Source organism: Cupriavidus sp. GW822-FHT06G04, from assembly GCF_058799075.1.
In genome coordinates, this window is record NZ_JBXALD010000015.1 from 1 (window position 1) to 21045 (window position 21045).

Annotated in this window: 19 protein-coding genes and 1 pseudogene; 19 read left to right on the top strand and 1 reads right to left on the bottom strand. The window is 59.9% G+C overall.

Features of this window, described 5'->3' with window-relative positions:
• From AC1RKI_RS26355 to AC1RKI_RS26440, 18 genes and pseudogenes are all read left to right on the top strand, one after another.
• A pseudogene (locus AC1RKI_RS26355) lies at positions 1-186 on the top strand (hypothetical protein); the annotation flags it as partial.
• 1 nt (position 187) lies between these two features.
• Positions 188-517, top strand: a complete 330-nt coding sequence (locus AC1RKI_RS26360; RefSeq protein WP_008649455.1) for a conjugal transfer protein — start codon at positions 188-190, stop codon at positions 515-517.
• Positions 511-2967, top strand: a complete 2457-nt coding sequence (locus tag AC1RKI_RS26365; protein ID WP_008649457.1) for a VirB4 family type IV secretion system protein — start codon at positions 511-513, stop codon at positions 2965-2967. The genes AC1RKI_RS26360 and AC1RKI_RS26365 overlap by 7 nt, the downstream gene beginning before the upstream one ends.
• 16 nt (positions 2968-2983) lie before the next feature.
• Positions 2984-3742, top strand: a complete 759-nt coding sequence (locus AC1RKI_RS26370) for a TrbJ/VirB5 family protein (RefSeq protein WP_008649459.1) — start codon at positions 2984-2986, stop codon at positions 3740-3742.
• Positions 3743-3754: 12 nt separating this feature from the next.
• Positions 3755-4807: a TrbL/VirB6 family protein gene (locus tag AC1RKI_RS26375; RefSeq protein WP_008649461.1), complete on the top strand. Its 1053-nt coding sequence runs from the start codon at positions 3755-3757 to the stop codon at positions 4805-4807.
• Positions 4807-6048, top strand: a complete 1242-nt coding sequence (locus tag AC1RKI_RS26380; protein ID WP_008649463.1) for a TraI domain-containing protein — start codon at positions 4807-4809, stop codon at positions 6046-6048. Before AC1RKI_RS26375 ends, AC1RKI_RS26380 begins: the two co-directional genes overlap by 1 nt.
• Positions 6048-7913, top strand: a complete 1866-nt coding sequence (traD, locus tag AC1RKI_RS26385; protein ID WP_008649464.1) for a conjugative transfer system coupling protein TraD — start codon at positions 6048-6050, stop codon at positions 7911-7913. The genes AC1RKI_RS26380 and traD overlap by 1 nt, the downstream gene beginning before the upstream one ends.
• A gap of 6 nt (positions 7914-7919) precedes the next feature.
• A complete protein-coding gene (locus AC1RKI_RS26390; protein WP_008649465.1) occupies positions 7920-8426 on the top strand; it encodes a hypothetical protein in 507 nt (168 codons plus the stop codon).
• Positions 8401-8697 (top strand): hypothetical protein, encoded by a 297-nt coding sequence (locus AC1RKI_RS26395; RefSeq protein ID WP_150982632.1) that lies wholly within the window; start codon positions 8401-8403, stop codon positions 8695-8697. Before AC1RKI_RS26390 ends, AC1RKI_RS26395 begins: the two co-directional genes overlap by 26 nt.
• 3 nt (positions 8698-8700) lie before the next feature.
• On the top strand, positions 8701-9318 hold the full coding sequence (locus AC1RKI_RS26400) for a DUF4400 domain-containing protein (protein ID WP_008649469.1): 618 nt from the start codon (positions 8701-8703) through the stop codon (positions 9316-9318).
• 55 nt (positions 9319-9373) lie between these two features.
• Positions 9374-10207 carry a hypothetical protein gene (locus AC1RKI_RS26405; RefSeq protein ID WP_008649471.1) on the top strand — a complete coding sequence of 278 codons (834 nt, stop codon included), beginning with the start codon at positions 9374-9376 and terminating at the stop codon, positions 10205-10207.
• A 278-nt stretch (positions 10208-10485) separates the two neighbouring features.
• Positions 10486-12225 carry an ATP-dependent helicase gene (locus AC1RKI_RS26410; RefSeq protein ID WP_008649473.1) on the top strand — a complete coding sequence of 580 codons (1740 nt, stop codon included), beginning with the start codon at positions 10486-10488 and terminating at the stop codon, positions 12223-12225.
• A 246-nt stretch (positions 12226-12471) separates the two neighbouring features.
• A complete protein-coding gene (locus AC1RKI_RS26415; RefSeq protein ID WP_008649475.1) occupies positions 12472-13662 on the top strand; it encodes a ParA family protein in 1191 nt (396 codons plus the stop codon).
• Positions 13659-14657 carry a ParB/RepB/Spo0J family partition protein gene (locus AC1RKI_RS26420; protein ID WP_008649477.1) on the top strand — a complete coding sequence of 333 codons (999 nt, stop codon included), beginning with the start codon at positions 13659-13661 and terminating at the stop codon, positions 14655-14657. The genes AC1RKI_RS26415 and AC1RKI_RS26420 overlap by 4 nt, the downstream gene beginning before the upstream one ends.
• 238 nt (positions 14658-14895) lie before the next feature.
• Positions 14896-16074, top strand: coding sequence for a helix-turn-helix domain-containing protein (locus AC1RKI_RS26425; RefSeq protein ID WP_008649479.1), 1179 nt, complete (start codon positions 14896-14898; stop codon positions 16072-16074).
• 114 nt (positions 16075-16188) lie between these two features.
• The gene (locus AC1RKI_RS26430) at positions 16189-16380 is read left to right on the top strand and encodes a hypothetical protein (protein WP_080710358.1); all 192 of its coding nucleotides are present in this window, start codon (positions 16189-16191) and stop codon (positions 16378-16380) included.
• An 867-nt stretch (positions 16381-17247) separates the two neighbouring features.
• Positions 17248-17955, top strand: a complete 708-nt coding sequence (locus AC1RKI_RS26435) for a hypothetical protein (RefSeq protein WP_008649482.1) — start codon at positions 17248-17250, stop codon at positions 17953-17955.
• Complete coding sequence (locus tag AC1RKI_RS26440) at positions 17955-18611, top strand: RES family NAD+ phosphorylase (RefSeq protein ID WP_008649485.1); 657 nt, start codon at positions 17955-17957, stop codon at positions 18609-18611. Before AC1RKI_RS26435 ends, AC1RKI_RS26440 begins: the two co-directional genes overlap by 1 nt.
• A 30-nt stretch (positions 18612-18641) precedes the next feature.
• On the opposite strand, the gene AC1RKI_RS26445 is transcribed toward AC1RKI_RS26440, so the two are convergent.
• Positions 18642-19838, bottom strand: a complete 1197-nt coding sequence (locus tag AC1RKI_RS26445; protein ID WP_008649488.1) for a tyrosine-type recombinase/integrase — start codon at positions 19836-19838, stop codon at positions 18642-18644.
• A gap of 225 nt (positions 19839-20063) precedes the next feature.
• On the opposite strand from AC1RKI_RS26445, the gene AC1RKI_RS26450 reads away from it, so the two are divergent.
• Complete coding sequence (locus AC1RKI_RS26450) at positions 20064-20894, top strand: hypothetical protein (RefSeq protein ID WP_011239987.1); 831 nt, start codon at positions 20064-20066, stop codon at positions 20892-20894.
• Positions 20895-21045 lie beyond the last annotated feature (151 nt).

A 21045-nucleotide genomic window follows, 5' to 3' on the forward strand; every position in this document is an offset into this window, starting at 1 on the left:
CAGGCATTGGAACACGTGGGTCAAATTTCGATGAAAACTACGTACGGCAGTGGGTCAGTTTTGCGTGCACATCAACAGTCCCTCTCCAAATTTATCTCCGGCGCCTGCGTCGGCGTGGGTCTAGCGGCCGCTGCCCCTTCCATCCTGAAGTCGCTAGGCCTGATCGCCTCCTGTGTCGGTTTCTGACATGCGCAAGCACCACGTAAGCATCGGCCTGTCCATGCCGCGCCTGATCGCTGGCGCAGTACGAAGTCTGGCTATCGCCAATGGGACGATTGTCGCGCTCCTGATCTACGTCACATATCGGAGCGGCTGGCAAATCCCGCTGGCAGTTTTCGTCTATGGCCTGTGCAGCCACGCACTGCTGGCGTGGCTGACGAGTCGTGATCCGTGGTGGAACCAGATCCTGAACGTCTACAACCAGTACGGAGACCTGTACGAGTCGCTGCCATGGCACGGCAAGTCTCACGCGGTGTTCCGCCGCCCCTATGGCTTTGACAGCGACCTGCCATGCTGAAGCTGAAACGACGGCCGCTGGCGGAAATCGCGCCGTGGCTCACCTCGATTACTCCCGAGCTCATCCTGAACAAGGACGGATCACTGCTCGCTAACTACGAATTCCGTGGTGTGGATGCCGATAGCGCGGACGCGAGCGACATCACCTCCGCGCGAGACCAGCTCGACCAAGCGTGCCGCTCCTTTGACAACCGCATCACAGCTTGGTGGCGCCTGACGCACCGACGTACCAAGGGATACGTCGACGGCGAGTTCAGCAACGGAACGGATGCACGTCTCGACGCGCTCAACCGCGCCCACATGACCACGGGCAGGTATTACCGCAATGCGCATTCGCTGAGCATCGCCTATACCCCCGAGACGGGCGTGGCCAAGTTCTTCGAGAAGATTGGGCATCACATGACCGTGGGCGGTAAGCCGATTTTCGCCGCCCTGCTCGAAGCGACCAAGGATACGGTCCTTGCCCGCAGCGCGTTCGCCTTCGACATGGAGAAAATCCGCTCCGACACGCGGCGCTTCGAAGCCATGCTGGACGCATTTACCGGTGGGATTCCGCGCATCAAGCCAACGCGCCTTGCGATGCAGGACAGCTACGCCGCGCTCCACCAGGTCGCCAACCCCAGTGTGCCGAAGCGTCGCATCCGTTTCCCGGTAACGATGCTCGACACCCATCTGAGTGAGTCGGAAATTACGGTTGGCTCCGAGCGCCTTCTGTTCGAATCCGCACATGGCAAACGCTATGCCGCTATCGTTGCCGTCAAGGAATGGATGAGCTTCCAGGAAGCGGCGCTCGACACTCTGCTGCAAGTCGACGCCGAGCTGGATATCTGCATCATGTACCGCTTTCTGGACACCGCCCGGGCAACGGCCTATATCGAGAAGGTGCGCCGCTTCTACAAGATGGCGGCGGTCAACCTCCGTTCGATGGTCCAGCAATATATGTCGAAGGAGGAGAACGAGAATGACGAGGGGCGGGAGGAACTCGCCAAGGAAGCGGGCAAGGCACTAAAGCGACTGACCGCTGAAGGCGTACAGCACGGATTCGCCAACATCTCCATAGTCGTCTACGCCGACACCGAGGCGGAATGCGAGGATGCCGTCAGCGAGGTGGTAGGAACACTGACGAACGCTGGCTTTGGCGCGATTCGGGAGAAGACCAATCTGATGGCGGCGTGGAACAGCACGCTGCCCGGCCGCTGGGACCGCCAGCGACGCTTGCAGTTTGTCGAGACACCCGCGGTTTCCGACATTGCTCCTGTACGGTCGGTGCTCGAGGGTCCGACGCGCAACGACTGGCTGTCGGAGAAGACAGGCACGGAAGTGCCGCCACTCACCTGCCTGCCCACCCGTCATCGGACTGGCCAGCGCGTCGATATGCATCAACCAGGCGGCAATGGACACCTGTTTGTAATCGGGCCCATCGGCGCGGGGAAGTCAGTTTTCCTCAACTTCCTAGTGTCGCAGGCGGATCGGCACAAGGCGCGTCGCATCCGTTTCGACAAAGACCGCTCCACGCGTATCCCCACGCTGCTGAGCGGGGGGGCATTCATCGACGTAACCGGCAAGTTCCAGGCGAGCACACCGGTCAATCCGCTGTCTCTGCTCGCCGACCCGGGCAGCTTTACCTACGTCACCGAATGGCTAACGCTGGCCCTCGAAGACGACGATTTCTCCCTTTCTCCGCAACAGAGTCAGGACATGTTCGAGGCAGTGAAGCTGCTCGCGAGCTATCCCCGCGAGCGGTGGACCCTCAGTGCCCTCTCCACGATGCTCCATGCCGATCTGCGCGAGCGGCTTCAGATCTGGCTGGTGGGCGGGCAGTACGGCCACTTCTTTGATCACGTCGAGGATGCGTTCGCAGTGAGCGACAACCTCTGCATCGAGTGCGGCGAACTGTTCCAGAAGTTTCCTCGGGCGGCAGCTCTCTTCACCGACTATGCGTTCTACCGGATTAGCCAGTCGATGGACGGCATCCGCTACACCGTCATCGAAGTGGAGGAATGCGGCTTCTTCTTTCAGAACGAGCGCTTCTATAAGCGTTTCGAAGACTGGATCACCACCATCCGGAAGCTCAACGGAGCCATCTGGGCGGCGACGCAGTCCCTGCGGCAAATCGCGCGTGTGGCGAATTTTGAAATCCTCAAGGAAAACATCGCCAACTGGATCTATCTGCCGAACAGCCAGGCAAAGACGAGCACGGACCTTTACGGAGACATGTTTGGCCTGACCAAAGACCAGATCCAGATGATCTCCGATGCGGTACCGAACCGTGACTACCTCTGGATCACCAACGTCCAGACCCGCATGCTCCAGACCGCTTTCAACGACGAGATGGTGGCGATGCTGCGCTCGGACGGTGTGGCGCAATCCATCTGCGACACCCATTACGCGTCGGGCGAGCCCGACTGGCAAGACCGCTACGTGCGCGAAATGCTCGCGCGCGCAGCCTAAACAGGGAGATATAAGAGTGAAGAAGTGGATCGCCAACCTTGCCGTCGCCGCGTCCGTGCTCGGCGCCGCCCCCGCTCACGCCGCCCTACCCGTCACCGACTGGGTGGGTCTGGTGCAAACCACGATCTCGGCGTTGCAGTCCATCAAGTCCGAGGTGTACGAGAACACCAACATCGTCTACCAGTACCAGATGATGGCGAATCAGTTGCTGCAAGCTACAGGTCTGGATGCAGAGGCCATCACCGAGCAGTTCAACAGCATCAAAGACGAGATCGGAAAGTACGAGGTGTACGGCACCACGCTCAAGGACCTCTATGGCACCGTCTCCGACAACGCCGACTATCTGAAGAAGATTCAGAGCATGGTCGTCTCGTCCGGCAAGACGAAGGAACAGTGGTTCGAAGATCAGCGCTCCCTCCTGACCAACGGCGACAAAACTGCCAAGGCGCTCTTCAGCCTGGGCGAGCAGATCTTCAAGAACACACAATCGGTCGCCAAGCGCCGCCAGAAGATCCAGTCGCAAATCAAGCTTTCGGCAACCGCGCAAGCTGCCGCGCAAACCACGAACCAGATGCTCGACGTATTGGCGAGCCAGAACTCCGATTTGCTACAGCTCATGAGTGTGCGTGCCCAGGCCGACGCCGATCGGGACCAACAGACCGTTGCCAAGGAGACCCAGAGCGCAGAAGCGATGCGATCACTGGCAGCCGCTCAAGATGAAGAGCTCAAGAACCTCCGGGCCCGCGTCTTCTCCCGCAAGCTGCAGTCCAACTGACCGTCACACACTATGCAGATCGCCCGCTTCATCGTCTTGCTTCTGACGGCCCTTCTATTGCATTCGCCGCCGGCTTTCGCACAAGCGTCCGCCCCTGAAGCGGGCACCGACACCGCACAGCAAACTGCCCCGAACAAGGGTGGCAAGCCCGGGCTATTCGCGCAGCCGGGATCGATTGGTGAATCGCTCAAGAGCTGGCTCAGCCAGTTCGAATCGTTCCGTACCGGTCTGATCGGGGGCGCCACCACATTGAGCAAGACCCTCACTCCGGACGCGGACAAGATCGCCTTCGGGCTTGCCGTCATTTCGCTGACGTTGGCTGGAATTCGTTTCGCCGCGGCGTCGCAACCTGTCGCGGCCTGGACCGAGGTCTTCGAGACGCTCCTTATGCTTGGCATCTTCGCGTCCCTCTACACCGGATATGACAAGTTCGGGCCTGGCATTTACGAATACTTCCAGCATCTCGCCGACAAAATCGCAGGCACACAAGCGATGTCACCTGCGATGACGCTCGCTTCCGTCGGCGCCGGATTCATTGATTCCTATATTGAGTCTATGAAGGCGGCAAGCGGTATCTCAGACGTCTTGATGATAGCGTTTGCTGGAATGCTGTTGCTGGCTGCGTTCGTTTTTTGCGCCCTCGCAGCTCTTCTCTACACGTTTTTCATATCCCTGGGCGAGATTGCGGCAGCCATCGGAATTGTAATTGGACCTATCGCAGTCGCCCTCGGATTCTCCGACTATAGCCGTCGCTACTTCTCTTCGTGGCTGGACTATATGATCGGCGCATCGATGTATTCGGTCGTTGCCGCTGTGATGGCTCGCCTCGTCTCGAGTGCACTGGTGTCCACGCTTATCGATCAGAAGAGCGCCGGCACAGCGACGCTGGCTGGTGCCGTGTATGCCATGAGCATTGCGCTGTTCATGATTCTTGTCGCCTTCGAGCTTCCTAAAATCGCCGGTGCGATCTTCGGCTCCGGTGGTGGCATCAGCGGCGGTGGGGCCATGCGGGTTGGCCTCAAGGCCGCCGGCGGCATCGGCAAGTTCCTTGCGAAGTTGAAATAATGAGTACGCACACCCATTCCTCGATGCCGGCAGCAGCGCTTTTGTCAGCTCACGAGAGCCGGATCGCGTTGATTCGGCAGTATGCAAACGAGGTGTCCGGCGACTTGTTCGCCGTAAAGTGGCTGAGCATTCTGACGCGGTGCGCGGACTGGTTTTCCAGTATGCCCCTGCGCTTCGCTGAACATGCGGAACCGGGCGGTGCATTCCGCGCTACGGTCGAAGCGGCGTACTTTGCGATGCGCCTGTCCGGCGCGCAGAAGTTCGGTGCAGACCAGCCGTCTGAGCGCCGGCGCATGCTCGAGCCTCAGTATCTCTACGCCCTTTTCCTTGCAGCGTGCTGCTCGCGGCTCGACGAGCCGTGCCGTCACTTTCAGTTCTATCGCGACAGCGATGGTGCAGAGTGGATCCCCGCTGCCCACGGCGCCTTCGGTCCCTGGGTCGGCACAAGCAATTACCGTGTCACGAGACGCGAGGCTATCCAGCCCATTGAGCGTATGCGCACCGCACTTCTCGCGCGCGAGATTCTTGGTAGCGAACGATTAAGTGCCTTCGACAGCCAGGTGCTCACCGAGCTTTTCGGTGCGATCAATCCGGATCCTCGACCGACCGGACTCGAAACGCTGCTGCATAAGGTTGTACGGCAATCCATCGACACACTGACCCAGTTCGAGATCAAGGCCAGAAAAGCAGAATTCCCCCCGGACTCGACGCCCGTTCCGACAGCCGAGAGGCTGGAGAAGGCTGTCAATCCGTCCTTGGCTCAGGCTGACGCACCGGTGCCGGCGCCGCCGCCGGCCACTTCCACGCAGCACGCCGACGGAAAGGGTAACGTCTCGCCAGCGGAATCCGCGGGCCTTGGTTCGCAGGCTCAGGTCGAATCGCCGGATGCCACGGCCTCGGATGCCTCGGCGGCGCGAAATGTGGTTCAGCTCGACGGAGCGCGTTCGTTGCGCAAGGAGTTATCCGCCGACGATCCCTTCAAGGCTTTGGCCGGCAGCTCTAACTTGATGCGGGAGTTCTTCAAGGCGCTGGCCCAGGACGTTGCCAGCGGCAAAGCCAAGGTCGCGCGGATCGACGGCAAAGTCTCGATTAGCAAGCGCTCGCTCGGCAACTTTGGCCTGGCGTCCGACACCCTTGTCGAGCATCTGCGAAAGGGCAAGCACCTATACAAGGTCGATGGCCAGAATATTCTGTTGGTCGACGAAGTAGGACGTCTCATCGCGCCGGAGACTGCATCATGATGAATCACTACATCAACCATTTCCGGCCCATTTACGAATTTCGCGCGGCCGTTGGCTGGACCGTCGCAGCTTTGTTGATTCTGTTGAGCGGCATGCCGCACGCTGGCTATTTCGCGCTCTTGTGCCTATGTGCCCTACTGCTACGGTCCGCGCAGGTTTGGCGCGCCCTCAGATTCCGACTCGCCATTTCCACCAAGTGGCTTACCGTGGTCAAGATCGATGATCTTCTCGATGCCAGCCGCGGTCTCCGCTCGAAGGACAAAGACGTGGACGCCATGTACCTCGGCACCGGCTACGAATGGACCCAGAAGCACTGTCAACTTGCGCACGATATTCTGCGCATGCCGTCCACCGATATTCCCGGCTTGCCAAAATGGTTGCCGAACGAAACGGTACGTGCCATCGAAAAGGCCTTTGCTCCCGCCAACAGCATTGCGGACCATTCGCCTCAAGGCAAACCTTGGATTGCGGGTCTGGAGACCAAGAAGCAGCCAGTGCCGTTTCACTACAAGGCGATGGGCGGCCACACGTCCATCAGCGGCACCACCGGTGCGGGCAAGACGCGCACATTCGAACTGATTTCCACGCAGGTTATTCATAACCCTAATGACGTTTTGATCGTGATCGATCCGAAGAACGACGTCGAGTGGGTCGCAAGATGCCGGCGAGAATGCGAGCGTACGGGTCGGAAGTTTCTGTATTGGAAGCAGGCGGCGCCGTCCCAATCCATCCGTTTGAATCCACTGGAAAACTGGTCGCAACCGTCGGAGATACCCACGCGCGTCGCCCAGCTCATGGAGGAAGGCCCGTTCCGGCAGTTTGCGTTCCTGTTCATCGATCGTTCTGTCAAAGGCGAGCTCTACGTCGGCGACAAGCCCAACCTGCGCTCCATCCTCCAATACGCACAGAACGGTATCAACAACCTGCTCGAGCGTGCGCTTCAGCGCTTTTTCCCCGAAGCCGGCATGACGGACTGGGAAGACGAGGTCGCCGGATACATGCAGCAAGTCGGTCAGAAAGGTGGCGGTACCCGTCTGGACGCTATGGTTCGACTGTATATCGACCGCTTCTCGAATCTGGGCAAGGGCCACGAGTCGATCGACGGTCTCATCTCGACGTTTCAACACGATCGAGACCACTACGGCCGTATCATCGCCTCTGCCCTGCCCCTCCTGCAGATGCTGGCCACCGGCGAGACCGGCCTCATGCTAGCGCCCAAAGCGGATGACTTCGAGGACGATAGAGAAATCTGGGATATCGACAAGGTCATCAAACAGAAGGCCGTGCTCTACGTCGGTGCGGACTCCCTGTCGAACTCCATGGTCGCGCAAGCGGTGATGTCCATGCTGCTCGCGGACATCGCTTCGGTCGCTGGCGCGATCTACAACTTCTACGCGAAGCCTCCCGAGATCGTCCTTCAAGTTGACGAAACGGCTGAGGCCATCAACGAGCAGTTGCTCCAGCTTCTCAACAAGGGGCGTGGTGCAGGCTTCAAGGCGTTCGTTGCTTACCAGACGCGTTCCGATTTCACGGCAAAACTTGGAAACGTGGCCAAAATGCAGCAGGTTTTGGGCAATCTGAACAACCAGATCGTTCTACGCTTGGAAGACATCGACACCGCGCAGTGGTTCGCCGAGAAGGCCGGGACGACGGCTATCCGCAACCTGGTGATCTCCAGCAGCACGAGTACCGGCACGGAAGCGCACGTAGGTGAATTTAGTGGCTCCGTTTCGCGATCCGCACAGCTTGAAAAGGTACCCCTGATTCCGCATGACCTGGTCATGCAACTGCCGAACCTCCAGTACTTCCTACGGATATCCGGCGGCGCCGTCTACCAAGGTCGTATTCCAATTATTCAGGACTAACCATCCATGCGCAGCAGCCTGTTCCGCGAAGTTATCAAGCAACACAATTTGTCGGCGAAGCTCTCCCCGGTGTTCACCCTCTCTCCGGACCTCGATGAGATCTGTGCCCGCGTGGTCGACTACATCGGCACGAACTACCGTGTGCGGGAAGAGCCTTTGATCAAAGAAATGCTGACGGACGGCATCGCAGCATGGCGCGCCGCGCGCAAGCATGGTGATCCGTCTGTCGCGTTCATGAAGGGCCTCTTCTCGCGCGCGCATGACCTGTACAACAAGCGCTATGCCGCATTCAAGGGCGAAAAGTACAACGTCTGGTACCCGTTCCACGAATCGATCCCGGCATTCGAGCAACGGCAGCTGGCGGGCTACGTCTGCCAAGTCGTTGACGAGCCGGTCCCCGGCGAGGTTTCCCAGCGCTGTGCTGCGTTTCAACTCGCGGCCCGGGTGCTGACCGGATACGCCTTCTCCCGTTACTTCGAGAGCTACGATGTCGCTGGCAACTTTGCACACTGACGCCCGCTGGGTCGGGCAGCGGCTTCGCCGTATTCCGGCTATGGTGGCCGCACGCATCTGTAACGTCGACCCGGCCCTGGCGCTGGCCATGCAAGATTGGTTGGTCTCGCATGCTTACCCGGACGAGACGCCGCCTGAGGCGTTCACAGCCACCAAGGCCGCACCTTGCTTCGCGCTTGTGAACATCTCTCTCGCCAAGCCGGGTGTGTTCTGGGCCGCGCTTGTTGCGATCCCCAGCTTCCCCGTCCTGCTGCTACTGCGGTGGATCTGAACCATGGCAAGTAGCCGATTCGCATCCCACGTCCGTCTTTGGCTGATTATTTCGCCACTCATGATCTGCACGCTGGCGCCATTCATTCAGGACCAGACAGCGTTCGAAATCAGTCGTTCCGAAAGGGCGTCTGTGGAAGGGGTCCTTGGGACGGAGAAGGCCGATATCGCGGTGGCATCGGCAAACGCTCGCTTTCGCGAGTGGTTCATCGACTCTGGGGCGGTGAAAGCATCCTTCGCCGGTTCCGATGCCCCAACTGCTTTCTCGGACGGGGGCGCGTCAACGTTCGGCCGCGGCTGGATGCAGCACTTCTGGCTGACCATCTATCGGGCGCTATACCGTTCCGCGGTTGCCCACCACTGGCTCTTGGGCGCGACAGTGTTGATTCTGGCGATTTTCAATGACGGATCGGTATCGCGAAAGATCCACGCTGCAAGCGCGGGATTCGCCAATCCCGTGTCATTCCATGTCGCAGCCCACGGCCTGATGCTTTGCTTCGGGATTGGAGCCTCCGCTTTGCTTCTCCCGATTTCCCTGCTCGCCAATTGGTGGACCTATGTGGTGTGCCTGGTGGGCCTGCTTTGCTGGCGCCTCGCGGCGTCGTTCCATGTCGGCAAATAGTCCGGCCACTCAATTACGACGAGGCCATGTGGATGGCCTTCCAAACGGAGAAATCATGACCACGACCGACCTGATCCCCGCCGATGAGAGCAGCCTTGACGCTTCGGTAGCGGCTTCCCCTACCCCGAGCACGCTCGGAACCATCGACAGCACCGGGGACGTCGAGCACGAGCTCAACGAGATGGACGCGTCCGCCGATGCGCTGCGCAATGAGGGGCTGCTCTCGCCGGCCGATCATGAGCAACGCAAGGCTGAGGTCGAGCGAACCCGGAAGCTCTTTCGCGAACTTCAGCCGGAACAGCGCCAGGCAATCATCCGCCGGCGTCGCGAGCTGGGCCTGCAGATCCTGGACCGCGAACTCGCGGGCGCTGCCGTCGTGTCTGTCGCCCTGAAGCTGAATCACACGCGCCTGCGACCCCTGTTCGAACAATGGTGGCCCTACATGAACAGGATGTCGCTGAATCTCCAGCGCTTCGGCCAGAGCACCTTCACGCGAACGGAGTTGTCCACACTGGAGACGTTCCTGGAACGCGAACTGTCGAAGCTCGAGGACTATGTGGACGAGCAGGTGCGAGTGGCCAGCGCATACCGAGAGCAACGCGAAACCGAGATGCGGGGGGCCGGGGATATCGTATTTGTACCTACGATCCAGCGCCCGTCGGTCTCCCTTGAGGTCCAGGCGTACTCCCGGTTCGCGGTGCGGGCGTTGCAGGTGCTGATCAAATTCGACCAGACGATGGACCAGTTCGACTTCATGGTGTGGAACGGCATCCGCGACCAGAGCGACGTCAATGAAGAGGTGTCGCGGTTCTTGCGTAAGTTCCAGCCTTTGGGCCTGCGCAGCTACACGACGCACCTGAAGCTCATGACAACCGTGCGCGGCATCTAGTGCTTCCGGCGCGACTATGGTCGCACCAAGTCCGTCGCCATCCGACATGGTTGGACGTGGTGCCATTAGGTGCCAGATGACGGATCGGAGTTACCCACAGCGTAAGTCGGACATTGTGTCAGCACGTGCCACCAATTGGGGCTAAGTCTTACATGGTGCCTGTTTGCATAACGGCACAAGTCAAGCAACAGGCAGTTGGTGGCACTTCCTCTTCGTTGCTGGCACCAAGTCCGACCAAGTCGGTCAATGACCATCCCAGGCATTCGCCACACCGAGTTATGTCTCTCGCAGAAGTTCTCGAAAAGCTGAATCCGTCCCAGCGGGAAGTCGTTGACTGCCGCGACCATTGCGTGGCCGTCGCTGTGCCTGGTGCAGGGAAGACAGCGACGATTGCCGCCAAAGCCGCGTTGCTTCTGAGCAACCCAGCCCTTACCGTAGGTGCGGTCACTTTTAGCAAGGATGCTGCGATTGAGCTTCGCGATCGGATTCTCAAATTGGCGGGTCCTACGGCAAAAAAGCGGCTGGTCGCAGGCACCTTTCACTCACTCGCATACAAGCAATTGGGCAAGAATGGAGGCAAGTTGAACGACATCGTCACCGACGGTGTCCGCGCAGCGATCGTTGGCCAGATCCTTCAGGAGCGCGGCATCGATTGGAAGGTGGAGGATGCGCTGGCCTCCATAGAACGTTCGAAGCATCATTTGGACGATCCGAAGCCCGGTACTGTAGACGCACAGATCTTCGAGGCATACCAAGCCGCTTTGTCACGAAACGGGAAGATCGACTTTCAGGACATGCTGCGCATGGCGGTGGCCGGCATGCTAACGGGTGGCATCCGGCCCTACTCCGTTCACCACCTGCTGGTCGACGAATATCAAGATTGCGATAGCCTGCAATCGCGGTGGACTTCATTGCATGCGGCGGCCGGCTCTGTTGTGTGTGTCGTCGGGGACGATGATCAAACCATCTTTGGCTTTCGTGACGCCCTCGGCTATCAGGGCATGGAGGCGTTCATCAAGGAGTTTGATGCTCGCGCTATCGTGCTCGGCAAGAACTATCGCTCTCATTCCGAGATTCTGAGTGCCGCTGACAAAATTATCCGTAACAACGCGCAGCGGATTTCGAAGGACCTGTTGGCACATCGGGGCTCCGGCGGCTCAGTCGAATTCAAGAGATTCGACGACGAGTACAAGGAAGCGGTTGCCGTAGTTGAAACGCTGGCGCCGGCGATTCGTGCTGGGAAGACCGCCGCGGTGCTCGCTCGGACTAATCGCATTCTTGATCCCATAGAGGCGGTGTGTAGATCCCATGGAGTGAAGTACTACCGTGCCGCCGGCAAATCGATCCTCGATCGTCCCGAGGCAGCACTGATGGGAGATATGTTGGAGCTTATACAGCGAGCAAAGTTGACTGGTGTCGATGCTCTACTTGGATACTCTGGCATCGGAACCCTTGAGCTTCAACAGCTTCACGCCCAGGAAGCCGCCGAGGGTGAGTTGATCTCTGCCCCGCGCAAAAAGGACCTGGTCGAATCGGGAATATCAGAGGAGACGGCCGAGAAGTACAGGGATTTCTTGAAACGACTCGCCGAATGGCGTGCCCTATACGATCGCGAATTCCATGCGCTGACGTTGGATGGGGTCCGCGAATGGATGCTCAAGTATGTGACTGAGGACGCCGGCAAGCGTGCCATCAACACCTGCTACGACGTCCTCAGCCAGCTCAACGGACCATTCGTGGCCCGCCTTGAGTATCTTCGACGGAGAAACAACGAACCCGCCGCCGACGCCCTCGTGCTAACCACCATGCACGCCTCAAAAGGACGGGAGTGGGACAGCGTAGCCATAGTCCGAGCCGAAGAGACAATCGTTCCCGACAGCGAAAGCCCAGAAAGCGAAGAAAGGCGCCTCTTCTACGTCGCCGTCACGCGCGCCAGGGATTGCCTGTTTATCTCAACGGCGAAGAAGAACCCGACCTCGCGCTTCGTCCTTGAGGCTGGCCTAAGCCTTACTTCCTGAGGCGCGCATTCTTTGTGCGTTATATGGCACTTTCGTAGAATTCCTCGCCTTTTACTTTAACAACGACCCGTAAGTACCGGGGGAACAGCTCGATCTCTCGGGTACAACAGGCACAAAGTTAACTTGCGTATACGTCTAAGGGCCGCTAACCTTCACGGCAACGCAACCGCGGACGTCATTTTTGCCGAAAACGGTTGCACGATCCACCGGCGGTTCCGGTGAACAGCTTAAAGGTTTTTGAACCGAATGGATATCAAGCTAGCCCACCCCAGCAAGACGACGCCTGAGGATTTGAAGCAGTTGGCAAATCTCTCCGCGGTGATGCTGCAGAAAATTCGGGATGAGATGCTGGAGCCATTTCCTCGGAAGGAAGCCCCGCTGATCCCGTCTGGCCGCCTACAAGAATTGTGTGGCATCGACAAAACGCGGATGAACCGGTCCCTCAAAAAGGGGGATCTCCCTCAGGGCCAGCAATCGCGACCCGGTGCAGTGCGCTATTTCAGCCTCAGCGAGGCAATGCAATGGATCCGAGCGGAACTTAAGCCTGTCCCGCGAAGGGGACCAGGTAAAGTCATTGCAGTTGCGAACTTCAAGGGCGGTGTCACGAAGACCACTATGTCCACCCTCCTCTGCCAGGGCTTGAGTCTGCGGCGAGGTCGGAAGGTGTGCCACGTTGATCTGGATCCGCAGGGAAGCGCAACCACGCTGTATGGCATCAATCCACATGCCGAGGTGTCGTCCGAAAACACCATTATGCCGCTCATCGAGGCGTATTTGGCGGGCGAGTCCTTCGATATGCGAGGGCTTCCTCAGGAGACTTACTGGCCTAACCTGGATTTGATTCCTTCGTCTACTGAGCTTTTCAACGCGGAGTTTATGCTTCCGGCTCGGGCGACGGCAGAGGAAGGCCATATTCCGTTCGAGCGCGTGTTAAGTAACGGCCTCGATTCGTTGAAAGACGAATATGACTACATCATCCTCGACACGGCTCCTACCCTCAGCTACCTGACCATCAACGCGATTTTCGCTGCCGATGGCGTCATCGTACCGGTGGTCCCGGACACCTTGGCTTTCGCGTCTATGGTCCAGTTCTGGCAACTCTTCTCGGACCTAGTAACAGGCATGGAAGAGCAGAGCGAGGGATCTAAAAAGGAGTTCGACTTTCTCGATGTTCTCATGACACGCATGGAGAAAAAGAACGCTCCTCGCCTGGTGGCAGACTGGATTCGCGGCGTCTATGGGTCGCGCGTGCTGCCGATTGAGATCCCTGAGACGGACCTCGCCCGTAACAGCAGCATTCAATTTCGCACGGTCTATGACCTCTCCTCTAGCGAGGCGAACACCGAGACGATGCGACGCATTCGCCAACCCTGCGATGAGTTTGTCGACTATGTGGACGACAAGGTCAGCGCGCTTTGGCAAGGAATTGAAGAATGAGTTTGAGAGAAAAGCTTGCCGCAAAGGCTGGGAACATCAAGGTCACGGCGGAAGACTTGGAGAAAGCCGCTGCGCGCGGTCCGCAAGCGCCGCGAACTGCGCCCGGTCAGTTAATGCATATGCAAGGGAAGGTTGAGCGACAGGCTAACGAGATCGCGCAACTAAGAGCAGAACTTGAGTCGGCCCGCGTCAGCGGCGGCGCAGTGGATGTGCCTATCGACCAACTGCATGAGGTCCCAGGCCGCAGACGCTTCATGCCTCCCGAGAAGTATGTCGAATTGAGGGAAAACCTCAGGCACAACAAGCTCGTTCATCCTGTGATTGTATGCCCTCGGCCTGCGGGAGGCTTCGAGATTGTCTCCGGGCATCACCGGACAGACGCGTACCGCGAGCTTGGGCGCGATCACATACGCTGCGTGCTCGGCGAACTTAGTTCAGACGAGGCTGACACGGGCGCGTTCTACGCGAACCTTATGCAGTCAGATTTAACGGATTTCGAGAAGTTTCGGAAGTTCGACGAACTGCTGCTTCGCAGCCCAGACAAGACTCAAGCCGCAATAGCTGAACAGGCTGGTGTACCTGTCTCGACTCTCTCAGAGATTTTGTCGTTCCGGAACTTGCCTCCCGAGGTCCTAAGCCTTCTCGATAGCCGCCCAGACCTGCTCGGGTCGAATGCTGGCGCCGAGTTGGCAAGGGCGACCAAAGACGGTCGCGGGGATCGGGTCGTCGAAGCGGTTAAGTTGTTGGCCGAGAAGAAGATCGATCAACAGCAGGCCGTACGGATGACTAAGGCCGAGCAGGTTAAGACCAGGCCTGCCGCATCTACCGGCTTCAAAATCAAGGCGGGAAAGGCGACTTGGTGCGATGTTCGTATCGCAAAGAAAGTCATGCGCATTGAGTTCCGCAGCGAGGAAGAAGCGGAAGCGGCCCAATCGGCCATTCGCGAACATCTGGAAGGGTTAGCTAAAGCTGCGTCGGAAGACGCAAAAAGCTAAGTGCTTGTTTTTTAAGGACTTCGTACTACGAATCGAGGTTTTAAGCCATGTCTAGACTGTAATCCTACAAAAACAAAAGCCCACGGCGGCAACCGTGGGCTTTTGAGAACTTCAAGCTGACCAGTTTCCCGGCCGCTACACACCGAAGCCACTCGACATGGATTCGTTAGTCGGAGTGTAGCGGAACGCGAACCTGAGTCAAGCGACTTCAACCATTTTTTACGAATGGGAAGGTCATATGACTTTCGCGCAACGCTCCGTTGCTGGCGAGGATGTTGCTCGCCCACAAAAACACCTTAACCAGACAGACGCTCTGATTGCTCCGGCGCCCAAGCGCCTCAAACGCAAGACTATCGAAGCAGTCGAGCGCGCAACTCGAATCGTCGGGATCGGGCGTAGCGCCCGATCAGCTCTTGCCGCCCTCGCCCGCACGGCGAATAACGATGACCCCACCGGTAAGATCTTTAAGCACCGGGAAACGCTTTGTGCCGAAACCGGAATGTCGCCGGCTACTTGGTACCGTGCTCAACGAGAACTGCTCGACTTGGGCCTAATTACCGTCGACGTTCAAGTTCGGAAGCGATTTGGCCGATTCGCAGGAGCCTACATTTACCTGACGGAAAAAGCGACGGAGATGCTCGGCTTAAGCTCGCGAAAAGAAGAAGAAACCACGGGTACGGGCGAGGACGACACAGCGCAGCTCGGCGAGCCGGCCGTTCCACCACCCTCTTCTATGGCGCAACCGTCTCTCAAAACGAGAGTCCTGTTTACAGAAGATCGTGTCCCATACTCCTTTCAAAAAAGACAGCAGGATCGGCTCCCCCAGGACCTGACACGTCTGCGCGGCCTGGGTCTTGATGTAAATTTAATTTTTTGGTTGATGCGAAAGGCTAAAGAGCAAGGCCACTTTCTCTCAGATGTCGTAAGCGCGACATGGGAGAGTCTTGCGAAAGCACGCGTGCCAAAAGCGTATCTGCTTGCCCTACTCACCGCCCGCACCGATTTCAGTGCTGTCTGCAAAGCAAAGGCACTCAAAGAAGACAAAGCCCGAATCCAAGTGCAGGACCGCGATTTCGTGCGTTCGATACTCGCAGGGGCAGCGCGGCAGTGTTTCGTGGACGAAAAAGGCAACCATTTCGAAGTCGAAAGCGACGGAAGCTCAGTGCTTGTCACCGAGGTCCAAAGTGCGGTCACTTCCCGCTTGGTAGGAACTTCCCTCGCCGAATTTGCAAGGCGACTACACGCTGGTGCGTACCAGAAAGCTGAGGTCTACGCTGCTCCCCAGAGAGCAAGCGGCCGGCTCGAGAAACGGGGAAAGGAGGCGGCTTCGACGTTATCGGCGTTGCGAGCGATGCTGCGCGACCGCAGGTCAGCCAACGCGGCAAACACGACGAACAATGCTCATGCCATGGCCTAGGGTGTGTTTTGCGCTGAAAGAATCTCCGAACGAACACGGAGCCCGTCCTTCGACCAGGCCCCGCCTGAAAAGCAGTAAGCTGCATAACTTGTGACGACTTCGAATGGAAGCTTCATGCCCGACCAAGTCTTGTACGTCTACCGTTGCTCTGCCTGCGACCATCGCGGCCAGGTTCATTTTGACGATGACACCCACGATGGCGACGCCGGGCACTGCAGCACTTGCCATGCCACGGTTACGCTCGAATGGGACGGCGGCGTGACGCTCGATTTCGAACCTTCCAAACCGGGAAGCCCACGTGCCTGAGATCGATCCCACTGTCACCGTTACCCTGGAACTTGCCTACCACTAGGCATTTTCGCGGCCCGCTTCGACATTCGCGAGTGGGCCTAGATCACGACGAGGCTTCCGTGAAGATCGAAGCCATAGGGAGTCCGGCAAGCCTTGGCAGATCAAGGCTTCACGCCTTGTTGAATGCCGATCCGGGCGTTTCTGTCGCCCGGAAATCAATGCAAATTATTTAAGCGCGGCCGCATGAGACGGGCATATGTCCGATTTGACAGATTACGTAGTCGTCCTGCCCACCGTGGCGAACATGGTCATGGGCTTCTTGGGATTCCAGCTCACCAATCAGATCAAGAGGACAGACCTGCTGCTAAAACTGCGCAAAGGCCATGGAGAAGCTCGTTTCGCCCTACCGTGCGCTACGCGGCCTAGCTGATCACGGCAGTCGTTCCAAGTGAGCAGTGATAGCAGCTATCGGCAATAGGGCAGGGCAAGAGGTACGCTGGCGACAACAGGTAAAGACCGACCAAGCAAACATAGGCGAATTCGCGGCTGCTATTCGTATTGACATGCAGACGTCACCCAGCCCGCGTCCGAAGCACTCGGACCAGAATTCGTCGCAGCGCGACGGATAGGAACTGCGTTAGATGATCGAGCGATGAGGTATCGCCGAATTGGCAACGGATCACCGGACGCGCGAGCGCAATTGGTCATGACACCACGGAGCGGCCCACAGCAACGGGGCTACCGTTGCCCGAAGCGTCTCATGCCATTGCGATGAACCTTCCTCGTACGATGCGCTGCGCCGAGAGGGCGAGGGCAAACAGTATTTATATACTGAACGAAGCGCAATACGCCCACGAAAATCGGCAGGCAAGAATTGCTTTCATGAAATTCATGAACTATCATGTTCGCATGGAAACGAAAAACCGACCCGTTCCGAATCGCAGGATCACTTACAAAGCCGCTGGCTCGAGTGGCGTAGCGAGAACTACCGTCGTGCCAACGGACGCCGGGCGCAGGATATTTGCCGACAAGCTTCTAGAGCGAGTCGTGGAGCTGGCAGGGGACGAGGTGCACAGTCAAAAGATGACGGTCGCGTTCCTGGACCGGTTGATCTTGGGCGCGGCGGAAGCTTTGGGCGAAGTTGGCACGAAGCCGACCACCCAGAATGGCCCTGTCGATGCGCTTCAAGCTGCTCGGGAGCGCGGCCGCCAATACGCGTTGGAGGAGCTGCAGCAGCCGGAAAACCTATCCTTACGCGATGCGGCAGCGTACGCGGGTCGCTCCGACCGCGCGATCAACGAAGCCCGCTTGAGCGGGCAGCTGTATGCACTGGTGCCCCCAGGCAAGCAACGCGGCCTGCGCTACCCCCAATGGCAGTTTGATGCCGAGGCTAGCCGACTGGCAGCCGTGCTCGCCCCGTTTATCGCGGCCAAGGCCAGTTGCTGGGTGGTCCATCACTTCATGCAGCGCCCGCTGGAAGTTCTTGACGGTGCACGGCCGATGGACTGGGTGATGGACGCCGCGCGGCCCATCGCGCCACTCGTCGAGGTCATCAACGCCCGGTACGCCGGCGAGCAGGGAGCTGCTTGATGCCGGTGCTGACAGCGGAGGCGCTGGGTTGCCCGGTGCCTCCGCAGGATTTGGCTGCCCGCGTCATGCCGGTGAAGGAACTCGACCCGGGGGTAACTAAGTTGTGGCGGATCCATCGCGGCGTCTACGGGCCGATCCACTACAACCGCCGCTCCACGGGAGGGCAACCCTACCGCTTTGACGCACCCGACGATACGTTTGGCGTCCTGTATGCGTCCCCGAGTTTTGCGGCATGTATGGCCGAAGCGGTGGTCCGGGACCGATTTCAGGGCGAGTCGTTACCTTTGCTGCTCGACGAAGCGGAGCTGACGCTGCGCTGCGTAAGCCGACTGGGCACCGCAACGAATCGCCCGCTGCGCCTGGCCGACCTCACGCAGCCCCACTTTCACCTTGGAATGGACAACCGCATTCTGTCGACGGCAGACTACCGCGGTCCGAACCTGTGGAGCGCCGCCATCCACGCGGCTTACCCGGACATTGACGGGCTGTATTTCACGTCCCGCTTTGCCAATGAAGCTAGCGTGGCGATTTTCGATCGGGTCCGCATCGTGGCGCAAGGAGAGCCAATTCCGCTAGCGCAGTTCCCCTTGCTGCCGGCTTTTCTGGAAGCCTACGATATCGGCATCGCGCCCGCCCAAGACCCTTGGAACTCGTGAAGGGGGAGGGCACAGCGAAGTCGGCCGACCCTACACCGCCGGTAATTTGCCGCCGATGCTGCGCGCGACATCCTCCAGCGCCTCATGGGTGTAGCGTCGCGTCGTGTTGATATCGCGGTGACGCAGCGTGCGTTGCACGTCGGTTACCGGCACGCCGGCCCGCAGCAGGTGCGTGGCGTGTGAGTGGCGCAGCCAGTGCGTGGACGCTGCCCGCAGGTTTGCCGCGCCTTCGGCGTATCCAGATGCTTCTAGCCGAACAGCTGCGGCCTCGAACACCTGCCGCACGATCGTGTAGAGGCCTTGGCGCGTGCGTACCGGACGGCTAAGCCGGCGCTGAAGCGCGAGCGTGTCGGTGAGCGGGGCCAGGCGCTGCCGGCCTCCGGCCATGGCTGGGACGACGGCCATCGTGTCGGTGGCACGCGGCTCGGGCGAGAGCCCCACCAGCTGGCGAAAGCGGGCCAGTTCCGCCATGACGTTATCACAGGGCACGAGCTGGTCACTGCCGCCCTTGGCCTCGCGGATGCGCACCGTCCAGAAATCCCCATGCCTGCCGCGCTGACGCTCGAAGTCCGGCCACGTAAGCGCCGTCACCTCGGAGGCGCGCAACCCGGTGTGGAACAGCAGGGCGAGCAGCAGGCGGTCACGTGCCTTGTGCAGTTGCGCCCATAGCGTGGGCGCCGGTCGCGCCTCGACGGCGTCGAACACGGCCGCTAGCTGCTCGGCCTCTAGGAAGCGGCGCTGCGAGCCTGGCCCGCGCGCCGACCGAGCGCGCGGCACCGCCTGGAACGGATTCACGCGCAGCGCCTCCACCCCGACCAGCCACTCGAACAGGCCCCCCACGATGGTGGCAGTCTGACGCCGCGACGCCTCAGAGAGCGGGCCGCGCAAGGGCCGCCAAGCCGGGCTGTCCTGCCGCACACGGCCGTCCCCGACCGCGTGCGCTGGCGGATCGGCTAAGAAGGCAAGGTAACCATTAGCGTCCGCTACCTGCCAGCTGGCCAGCGGCCGGCCGAGCGCGTGGGCGTACCACAGCAGGCGGTGCGCCTCGAGTGCGTACTGGGCGCGGGTGCTGGCGCGAATGCCGAGGCCCGCCGCGTACTTGGTGTCGAGCCAGGTGCGCACCAACTGGGCATCGCTTTGGCCGGCTGGCAGTACGGGGCTGGCCAGGGCGTTAGGTAGTGCGTCGCGGTGGTCCAGCGAGGGGAGCGTAGGCAGGAGATCTTCCATCAGGCGGCAACGGCGGCGAAATCGGCGGGCAAAAGCGGCGGCAGGTGCCCGCCAGCCAAGGCGGGAGGCGGCTTCGCCTCACGGCAGGTGCAGTATAGCCTTTGTGGGCATCCATTTGTCATTATTAGGATAATGACAAATCGTAGAGGTATAGGATACTGCTAATCGTATTAGTAAAGGGTAGACTATCAGCCGTCCGTCTCGACGCCGTTTGATAGTTCGCCCATGCCCCGCACCCCCACCGCCTTTGCCGACGCCGAACTGCTCGCCATCACCCGCGCGCTGCAGCAACTCGACGTCGCCCACGCCGACAACCGCGCCTTCCTGCGCCGCGCCTTCGATGCGATTGATCGCATCACCGGGCGCACGTTCGGGGCGTCCGTCTACCGGCGCCTGCTCGCCGCCGCCGGCGTCGCCCGGTCGCCGAGCGGCCAGACCGTGGCGGCGGTGATTGCCGAGCGCAAGGCCCAGCCGACCGACGCGGTAGAAGCCGAGCGGCGCGGCATCCTGGACGACGGCCTGCGGGCTTTCCTGCACAAGGAGATCCGGGTCGCGCTGGACGAAACCGGCGCGGGCGCGCCGCGCTTGGCCGTGCCGGCAACCGCGGCGTTGTCAGCGACGGGCGGCAATACGGTGGGGGAGGGCGCCGCGTCGGGAATCCTGGCGGCGCTGCTCACTCAGCGTGTGGCCACGCTCGAGGAAGAAAATCGGCAGTTGCGGGAGCGTGCGGCCACCGCCGAGGCATCCAGCCGGGCGGCGCAGGACGAAGCGGCATCCGCGCAGGCGGCGCTTGCCGCCGCGCGGGCGGCCCTGGCCGACAAGGAGGCGGGCCTGGTGGCGGCGCTCCAGGCGGCCACCGAGGAACTGGCGCGCATGGGCGAGCGGCAGGCCGCGGCCGAGCGCCGGCGGGCGCTGGAGACCGACGCCGTGCGGCAGGCCTACCGGGCCGAGCGCGACACGCTGGCGGGGCGGGTAAGTTTTCTGGAGGAGGAGCTCAAGACAGCGCGTGCTGGCGTGGACGCATATCGACAGGCGCTGCGCGGTCGTCCAAGCTAACTTCTCGATCTGCCGTGGAGGTGAAGGCGTAATCGAGGCTTCCGCAGAGACGACCAACTCTGGGGCAGTCTGCTGGTTCCTGGGCGGCAGCCGCCAGGATTCGCTTCTTGATAAGAAAGATTATCAAGAAGCTAAGAAATGGGTGGTCAAC